Origin of the sequence: Mycolicibacterium vaccae NBRC 14118 = CIP 105934 (genome assembly GCF_001552715.1) — a bacterium.
Lineage (GTDB): Bacteria > Actinomycetota > Actinomycetes > Mycobacteriales > Mycobacteriaceae > Mycobacterium > Mycobacterium vaccae.
This window is the reverse complement of record NZ_BCRS01000005.1, coordinates 62,808-71,546: the sequence shown is the minus strand read 5'-3', so window position 1 is coordinate 71,546 and position 8,739 is coordinate 62,808. Positions and strand designations below refer to the sequence as shown.

Here is an 8,739-nt window from a genome sequence, read left to right as displayed (position 1 = left end):
CGGGCTCCTCGGCGGGGGTGTCCTGGGGCGGGGCGGGCATGTTCTCCAGCAGGTAGGCGCCCACGCCGAGTACGATCGCGAGCGTCGTCGCGAGCAGCGGCAGCAGGATCAGCGACGGGTACAGGATCGACGCACCGACCCACGAGATCGCCTGGTAGGCAATGGCGGACAGGAACGGACCCCAGGTGATCAGCGCCTGCGCGGGGTTGGTCAGGAAGTCCGTGATCAGCCGGATGGTGTTGCCCAGCGGGTCGCGCAGGAAGTCGATGATCGGTTCGAACAGGAACCGGATCAGCTCGCCGTAGGCCCTGATGAGGTCGGCGATGATGTCGGACAGGCTCATCGCCGAACCCGCCTCGGTGGCCTGCATCTGGGCGGCCATCGCGCTGACGTCGGCCATCGCCCTGCCCGCCTCCCCCACCCCGGGCACCAGTACCGAAGGGGCGGGGCTCGCAGTCGGAGTCGTGGCCAGCGCGGCGCCCGACACCGCCTGGTAGGTCGCCATGGTGGTGGCCGCCTGGATCCACATCCGGACGTAGTCGGCCTCGTTCAGCGCGATCGGAATCGTGTTGATGCCGAGGAAGTTCGTGGATACGAGCACGGCGCGGGTGGTGTGGTTGAGCGCCAACTCCGGCAGCGTCGGCATGGTCGCCAGCGCCGTCGAGTACGCGGCCGCGGCGGTCTCGTGCTGCACCGCCGCAGCGGCGCCCGCCGCACTCTGCTGCGCCAGCCACGCCAGGTAGGGCGTGTGCGCGGCCACGTACTGTTCGGAACTCGGGCCCTCCCATGCGCCGGCCTGTACCGCCGCCAGGATAGCGGTGAGTTCAGCTGCGGCAGCGGCGTATTCGGCGCTCAGGGACTGCCAGGCGCCCGCTGCGGCCAGCACCGAGCCCGGCCCGGGGCCGCTGCTGAGCAGCGCCGAATGCACCTCGGGGGGCAACGCCATCCACACCGGAGCGGCTATCACCCTGCGCCCCGTGCGGTCAGGTAGGTCGCGGCGGCCATCGCGTCACCGGTGGCGTAGCTGGCCGCCGACTCGCCGACCCCGATGCCGGACCGGCCGAGTTCCTCGACACCCTGGGCCGCGACGGCCTGGTGCTCGGCCCCGGCGGCGCTGAAACCGGTTGCGGTCTGCAGCGACACCGCATCCGCCGCCGGCGGCAGCACCGCGGTGACCAGCGGGGCGGCGGCGGCGTGCGCGGCGGCCATCCGGGCGGTGAGCGCCTCTACCGCCGCAGCGGCCGCGGTCAGACCTTCGGGGACCACACGCAGGGTCATCAGCTGTATTCCTTTCCGCTGTGGCCGGTTCGGGCGGCCGTGTCCTCGGCGAGGGGGTTGACGAGCTGGACGAACGTCGGGCTGTCCGCGGTGTTGCCGTCGTCGAGCAGCATCGCCCGGCCGACCGGCAGCCGGGAGAACCGGTGACCGCGGATCTTGCCGCTGTCCTGCGGGTTACCCGACAGCATCAGCGTGGTGGCCTGCAGGTCGTTGAGCCGGCGCAGCAGCGGCGCGGTCATCACCGCGTGCGCCGACCCGGCCGCCCTCGCGGTGACGATCACCCGCAGACCCAGATCCGAGGCCTGGGCGAGCAGTCCGATCAGCGCCGTCCAGGGCCGCTGTCCGGCGAACGGGCCGCTGACGGCGGGTCCGTCCGGGATCTGGTCCACGTCGTCGACGATCAGGTAGTGCAGGTGGCTGCCGGATCCGTTTGCGCCGGCACGGAAGTCCCACCGGCTGAGTTCCTGCGGGCTCAGCCCCGCAGGCGGGCGGCGTTTCTCCAGCAGCGCCGACAGTCCGAGCATCGCCGGCAGGATCCGGTCGATGTTGGGCGTGTACTCGTTGTCCGGGAACAGCGGTTCGTCGACCAGTTGCAGGCGCCGGTCGATCACCGTGAACGCGACCTGGTCGGGGCGCGAGTTCTCCCGGATCGTGCGGATCAGGTGCCTGAGCAAGGTGGTCTTGCCGGTCTTGGCGTCACCGAACACCATCATCAACGGGTTGTCACCGAAGTCGGCCGTGACCGCCGCGAGATCCTCTTCGCGCTGGCCGAGGACAACCCGTTCCGGGCCGGGGTAGAGCGTCGGGAACACGCTCGGCGACAGGTCGGCAGGCAGCAGCCGCACCGGCGGTGCGCTCTGCCCCAGGTAGCGGGCGTTGAGCGCGGAGATGGATTCCAGTGCCGGAGCGGCGAACAGGAAGTGCTCGGCGGCCATCGTGAGGCCACGTCCGGGCTGGTCGGCGGGCACGCTCTCGGCCGGCCGGCGCAGCGAGGTGTCCTTGGCGACCGCGCGGACGTTGCTGTCGCGGGCGTCGTGCAACCGGAGCTCGAGGCGAAGCCCGAGCCCGTCGCGCATGGCCAGCGGCACCTCAAGCCAGTTCGGGGTGGTGATCACGACGTGGATGCCGTAGGCCAGGCCGGTGTTGACGAGTTCGGTGACCTTGGCCAGCAACGGGTTCCGCGAGTTGAAGGTGTCGGTGTTGTCCCGGCTGAACGCGTACAGGTTGTCGATCAGCAGGAAGACCTCGCCGTAACCGTCCCGGTATCCGCCGTTGCCCGCGGTGGCCCCGTGTTGTTGGCGCGCCCGCAGCAGCTGCTCCAGTTCGCCGAACGTGCGCCGGATCCGCTCGGATTCCAGCGGCGAGGCCACGCTGCCGACATGGGCCAGCCCGTCGAGCGCCCGCAGCTGCCCGCCGCCGTAGTCCAGGCAGTAGAACGACACGTCGCCCGGGGCGTGCAACGCCGCGGCCGAGAGCACGAACGTCTGCAGCGCGGTGGACTTCCCGGACTTCGGGCCGCCGTGGATCACCACGTTCGCCGACGCGGAGGTGGCATCGAAGATCAGCGGGTCGCGGCGCATCTGGAAGGGGCGGTCGATCTCGCCGAGCGGCCAGCGCCATTGGCGCGCAGCGACACCGGAGCGCTGCAGCACGTCGCGAAGCGGGATCGGCTCCTCCAGCGGGGGCAGCCACAGCTGCGGCGCCCGGGGTCCGTAGCGGGCGAGTTGCTCACCGATCGTGGTGATCAGCTTGCGCGGCGGCAGCACCTCGACGTCGGCGCCATCGTCGACGATCACCGTGTCGGGTTCGGGATCGACCCATCCGGCGTTGAACAACTGCGGCTTCGGAATCGCGTGCACCACGATCGACCGGTCCACCCGCGGCGGCTCGTAGATCCCGTCCACGTAGGTGCTGCGGAACTTGATCGGGCGGGCACCGGGTGCAGGGACCAGGAAGCCCTCGCCCTTGTGCTCACGGCCGGACTCGATGTGATAGGCGTCCTCGACACCGATGATCTGCCGGGACACGCTCGGGCTGGCCACCTTCAGGCCGATGCGGTAGGAGGTGTTCTTGTCGATGTCCTTGATCCGGCCCACGTCCAGCGTCTGGGATGCGAACAGCAGGTGGATCCGGAACGAGCGGCCCTTGCGGGCAACGTAATCGAACAACTCGGCGTATTCGGGATGCTCGGCCAGCATCAGGGTGAACTCGTCGGCGACCACGAACAGCGTGGGCAGCGGCGGCAGGTCGGCGGCCTCTCCGGCCCCGGACATGCGGGCGTTCTCGTACTCGGTGACCGAGTTGAACGCGCTGCCCTGCACGCGCCTCCCGGCCTCCTTGAGCAGTTGCTCGCGGCGGGCCACCTCACCGCGCAGCGTGTCGGCGAACCGGTCGGCCAGCGAACGCTTCTCGGCCATGTTGGAGATCACGGCCACGACCTGCGGGAAGTTCCGGAAGATGTCCGCGCCGGCCTCGCCCTTGAAGTCGGCGTAGATGACGATCAGCCGGTCGGCCGAGTGGGTCGTCAACAGCGACAACAGGATCGCCATCAGGGTCTGCGATTTGCCCGAACCCGTCATGCCGATCATCAGGCCGTGCGGGCCCATGCCGCCCTCGGCCTCGTCTTTGAGGTCGAAGATCAGCGGCTCGCCCGTGGCGGTCACACCGATAGGCACCCGCAGTTCGTCGTCGCGGTTGCGCGGTGCCCACAGCGCGGCGACGTCGAGTGCCGACGCGTCCGGAATCCCCAGCAGCGTGGTGAACGCCGCGCCGCCGGTGGTCGCGGACCGACCGTGGTCGGGGTTGGAGTCCCAGCGGGCCAGCCGCCGCGCGATGTGGCGTGCGTCGTCGGCGCCCAGCCGGTCGGCAGCGTCGACGAACGGCGCCCATTCCCCGTTCTGCCAGCGCTCGATCCGGCCCGCGGTCACCCGCAGGATCGGCCGCTCGGGGTCCGGGTACCGGTCGCGGTCGGGCTCTGTCGTGGTCCGGTGGATCACGGTCACCCCCGCCAGACCGCGGCCGACGAACTGACCGGGATCGGCGTCCGGGTCGTCGAGCACGACGAGCAGATGTTTGGCCTCCGAGGGGCCGTCCCCGGTGAACGGTGCCCGTGCGGCCAGCGCCGGGGCCAGCAGCGAGTGCAGCTCAGCCGGTTCGGCCGCGAGGTACCTGGCCGGTCCCACCCCGTCGACTTGACCGGGAACGTCGGTGTGCGGCAGCCATTTCAGCCACGACCACGCGTGGGACTCCAGCCGCTGCCCGGCGAACGCGACGCCGAGCACCGACGGGTCGTGCCAGGTGACGGCCTGGGCGATCCAGGCCCGCAGGGCACCGGCCACCTCGGCCTGGTCACCGACGACGGTGATCCGCGCGACCTTGGTCAGGTCGATTCCGGCGGGCGCCGCGTGCACTGTGCGCTGCGTGTCGAGCAGGCTGCGGAGCGTGCTGTGCGACACCGGTTCCAGGTCGATCTCGTCGGCGGTGTCCTTGACCCGCAGCGTGGTGCCCAGCGGTTGGTCGTGGCGCCCGGCGCGCAGCACCAGGAAGTCGCTGTCGTGGGGATCGCGTTCCCACTGGCGCCGGGTGCCCGGGATACTCACCAGCGCAGCCGGTTCCGGATGCGACCACTCCAGCGCGGCGCGCTGCTCGTCGGCGTGTGCGCGCACGTTGTCCCGCACCACCGACAGGTAGCGGAGGTAGTCGGCGCGCTCGGCGTCGACCTCCTCGGTGCGCATCTTGTTGTCGGTGCCCCGGTACAGCGCCGTGGCCGCGAGCAGCAGCACGAACGGGAAGAACAGCATCGTCGGGGAGATCATCCGCAGCCCGGTCGCGACGAGCGCGACGATCATCCCGACGATCAGGATCACGATCAGGTACGGCAGCGCGCGGCGCAGCAGCGACGGCGGGATCACCCGCGGCAGCTCCGGCGGCGGCTCGATGGTGATGGTGCCCTTCGGCACTGCCGGCGCGGGCACGCGCCTGCGGTGCTCGAAGATCAGCCTGCTCATGGTTTCTCCAACAGAGGGGTGGTCTGCACCCGGGCGGGTGCGGGAGCGGGGGCCAGCGAATCGTGGGCCAGCAGCGCGTCGGTGCGCGACAGCGTCGGGCCCGCGGCGAACTGGGACAGCACCGACCACGGGATGGGCAGGGGTGGGGTGGTCAGGCCGAGTGCGGCCACCGTATCGGCCCCCTCGCCTGCGGCGCCGGCGTTCGTCTCGATGCCGTAGCGGACGCCGGTGTCACCGACCCAGAACAGGGAGCCGCCGCTGTCGACGAACCAGCCGGTGCCCGGCGGCAGCGCAACCCGGTCGGCCGGTCCGCCCGGGGTGCCGGAGCTGACCAGCTCGACGGTGCGCACGCCGTCGGCGACCGGCAGTACCGCGCCGGACCGCAGTGTCAGGGAACTGTCCTGTGCACCTTCGGGTTTGGCCCACTCGGCACAGGTAACCGGATCGGCGGCCGGGTCGACGAGGGTGACCCGTTCGGACGGGTAGACCGTGGTGTCGACGCCGGTCGCCTCCGGAATCCTGGCCACCACGTCGGCGTCGAGCCGCGGCGGCTGCGCCAGACCATAGGAGTTCGAATTGCGCAGGACCGCGGCCACCACCGGCGTGATCGGCTGCAGACCCTCGGCGAGGACGACGTAATGGCGGATCGCGTTGTCGGCGTCGTAGGCGACGACGACGGCACCGACCGGAAGCGGTTCGGGCAGCGGTGCCTCCGACGGCGTACCGGCGCCGGCGACGGCCGGGGTGACCAGCGGCGGCGCCTCAGGGATCGCGTTGAACAGTCCGTCGGCGATCGGTTGCGGCGCAGCGATATCCACGCCGATACCGAGTGCGTCGGTGACCGCGCGGTCGGCCAGGTCGATCGGGCTGCGCCTGCCGTCCCACAGCAGCCAGGTCCGGCCGCCGTTCTCGGCGAGCACCGCGTGCCCCGTGGGCAGGGCGGCGGCGCGCTCGCCTCCGTCCACAGGCGGACCGGCGATCACGGTGACACCGGTGGTCGAACCCGTCGCCGCATCGCACACCGTCCAGTACGCGTCGCGGGTCGTGTTGGCCACCATGCGTTCCGGCGCACCGGGGATCCCGATCAGGTTTCCGCGCGGGAACTGGTCGAGTTCGCTGCTCTTGACCATCGCCGGGTTGTCGGGCCTACCGGTGATCAGGCGGGCCGAGGCCAGGTTCAGCACAGGGTGCAGTTGCTCCCCCAGCCTGACGTAGAGCGCCGCGGTGTCGCGGTCGGCGAGCACGGCGTCGGTGCCCGCGGCGCCGGAGGGCCGAATCAACGAGAACAGGAAGCAGCCGATCAGACCGGTGACCAGGATGAGCCCGCCGACGAGCACCGAGCGCGACTGCGTGCGCAGCGGGTCGACCAGCATCCGGGTGTCGTGCAGTGCGACCCCGGAAGCGATGCGGCGCATGACGAATCGCCAACCGGTGACCTGGTGACGGGTGACGAATCCGCGCCGGTAGGTGACCCGCTGTGGGTTCTCGTTGGTGGGCGTGCGGGAGGTGAACGACCGCCGCTCGTCGTCGGGGGTGCTCACTGCTTCTCCGAAAGCTGCTGCGGCATGGACAGACCGAGCCCACGGAGCAGCGGGCCGGCCGAGTGGGCCACGTCGGTGGCGGTGATCGTCATCAGCTCGTCGTCGGTGAAGTCGTCCGAGTCCGAGTGATCGAGCCGGTATTCGCGCTCCTCCTCGGAACGCTCGACGAGGTTACGTACGAAACGCCCGTTACCCGCGATGTCGAGGCTGCGCCGGTCCACCCCGGTGGCGTCGGGGGTGGTGGCCTGCGCCAGGTATTCGAACAACCGCTCCATGTCTGCGCGGGCGGCGTCTTCGAAGCGGGAGTCCCGCTTCTCGGCCATGCGTGTGGCGATCTCGACGAGCTCCTTGCCTGAGTACGACGGGAAGTCGATGCTTCTGGTGAATCGGGACCGCAGACCCTCGTTACTGTCGAGGAACGTGTCGAGGTCCTTGCGGTAGCCGGCCACGATGACGACCAGGCGATCGCGGTCGTTCTCCATCCGTGCCAGCAGCGTGTCGATGGCCACCAACCCGAAATCGTTCTTGGCGCCGGTGGAGACCAGCGCGTAGGCCTCGTCGAGGAACAGCACGCCGTCGAGCGCGCTGTCGATGATGGCGTTCGTCTTGGCCTCGGTCTCGCCGATGTGCTGGCCGATCAGGTCGGCGCGGTGCACCTCGCGCACCGTCTCCTTCTTCAGAAGGCCCAGCCCGCAGTAGATTTTGGCGACCACGCGGGCGATCGTGGTCTTACCTGTGCCGGGCGGGCCTGCGAAGACCAGGTGGTTGGTGCGCTGCGCGACGGCCAGCCCGCGCTCCTGGCGCCGGATCGACATCGCCACAGAGCTTTTCAGGCGGGCCACCTGGTACTTGACCTCGTCGAGGCCGATGAACTCGGCCAGTTCGGCTTCCGCCTCGATCAGCAGGTGCGCCTTGCGGTCCTTGGCACCCGGGTCGACGAAATCGGCTTCGCCCGGCTCGGTCGCCGGATCCCACGGGTTGCTGCGCGCCTCGATGCGCGCGGCGGTGGTGGTCGGGATTCCGAAGGTGTTGTCCGACAACGCCTCTTCGATCTGCAGGTTCTCCGGGTTGGCCGCGTAGAGCTCCTGGAGCAGCTCGTGGGCTTCGTCGTCTTCACCCTGGGCGCGCAGCGACAGCGCCTTGATCAGCGCGCCGTCCACCGCCGCGACGGAGACGGGACCTTCGGGCCGCTCCAGGTGCGACAGCGCGGGGGCGAACATCCCCAACCGCGCCAGCGCGGTGCCGACGGCGACGCGGGCCGCGTGCGCGGTCGTCTCGTCCAGGGCCGGGTCGGCCACCAGCGGGGTGAGCATCCGCACCACGTCGGACCACCGGCCCGCCCGGTGGTGCAGCACCGCACGCACCCACCGCGCCTCCAGCCAGTCGGGCCGCCGTTCGAGAAGCCGGCCGACGAGTTCGTCGGCCTCCTCGTAGCGGTCGGCGTCGCAGAGGCGCACAGCGTAGGCCAGCGCGAAGTCGTCGCGGGTGGACGCGCGGAACCGGAGGTACAGCCCGCTGTCGTAGCCGAAGCCGAGCGCTCCGGGAGCCAGCTGGATCGCGCGTTGCAGGACTCCGGCAGTCGCCGACGTCTGCCACACGGCCTCGATCACGTGCGGGGAATCGTCCCCGGCGGCCGCCAGCCCGGCCCACGCGTCGCACTGGTCGTGCGCGATGCGGGTCAGCGCCGCGAACCCGGTCCTGGCCGCCGCCTGGTCCGCGGGTCGCCGCCGGTCATGCACGGACAACCCCAGTGCGCGGCAGCAGGTGGCGAACCGGCTGACCACATCCGGATCGACGCGGGGCGGTCCGGCCGACGCCGCGATCGTGTCACTCCCAAAATCCATGAGCTTTTCGCGGTGCCGGACCCCGGCACTACCGGACCCCGTCCCCCGCATCTCCTTGCGACGACTTAT

General features: G+C 70.6%; 5 protein-coding genes. All 5 read right to left on the bottom strand.

All coding sequences use genetic code 11. From position 1 onward, the window contains the following. Window positions 1–964: PPE family protein (locus tag MVA01S_RS02110; RefSeq protein WP_169801740.1), on the bottom strand; the 964-nt coding region annotated here is incomplete at its 3' end. After that, window positions 964–1,278, bottom strand: a complete 315-nt coding sequence (locus tag MVA01S_RS02105) for a PE family protein (RefSeq protein WP_003933737.1) — start codon at window positions 1,276–1,278, stop codon at window positions 964–966. The genes MVA01S_RS02110 and MVA01S_RS02105, both read right to left, overlap by 1 nt. Then, the gene (locus MVA01S_RS02100; protein ID WP_003933738.1) at window positions 1,278–5,285 is read right to left on the bottom strand and encodes a type VII secretion protein EccC; all 4,008 of its coding nucleotides are present in this window, start codon (window positions 5,283–5,285) and stop codon (window positions 1,278–1,280) included. Before MVA01S_RS02100 ends, MVA01S_RS02105 begins: the two co-directional genes overlap by 1 nt. Beyond that, the gene (eccB, locus tag MVA01S_RS02095; RefSeq protein ID WP_003933739.1) at window positions 5,282–6,826 is read right to left on the bottom strand and encodes a type VII secretion protein EccB; all 1,545 of its coding nucleotides are present in this window, start codon (window positions 6,824–6,826) and stop codon (window positions 5,282–5,284) included. Before eccB ends, MVA01S_RS02100 begins: the two co-directional genes overlap by 4 nt. Next, the gene (eccA, locus tag MVA01S_RS02090) at window positions 6,823–8,670 is read right to left on the bottom strand and encodes a type VII secretion AAA-ATPase EccA (protein WP_003933740.1); all 1,848 of its coding nucleotides are present in this window, start codon (window positions 8,668–8,670) and stop codon (window positions 6,823–6,825) included. The genes eccB and eccA overlap by 4 nt, the downstream gene beginning before the upstream one ends. Window positions 8,671–8,739 lie beyond the last annotated feature (69 nt).

Bases quoted from the DNA above. Each gene is read 5' to 3' on its own strand.
- MVA01S_RS02105 (WP_003933737.1), bottom strand. From the start codon at position 1,278: ATGACCCTGCGTGTGGTCCCCGAAGGTCTGACCGCGGCCGCTGCGGCG.
- MVA01S_RS02100 (WP_003933738.1), bottom strand. From the start codon at position 5,285: ATGAGCAGGCTGATCTTCGAGCACCGCAGGCGCGTGCCCGCGCCGGCA.
- eccA (WP_003933740.1), bottom strand. From the start codon at position 8,670: ATGGATTTTGGGAGTGACACGATCGCGGCGTCGGCCGGACCGCCCCGC.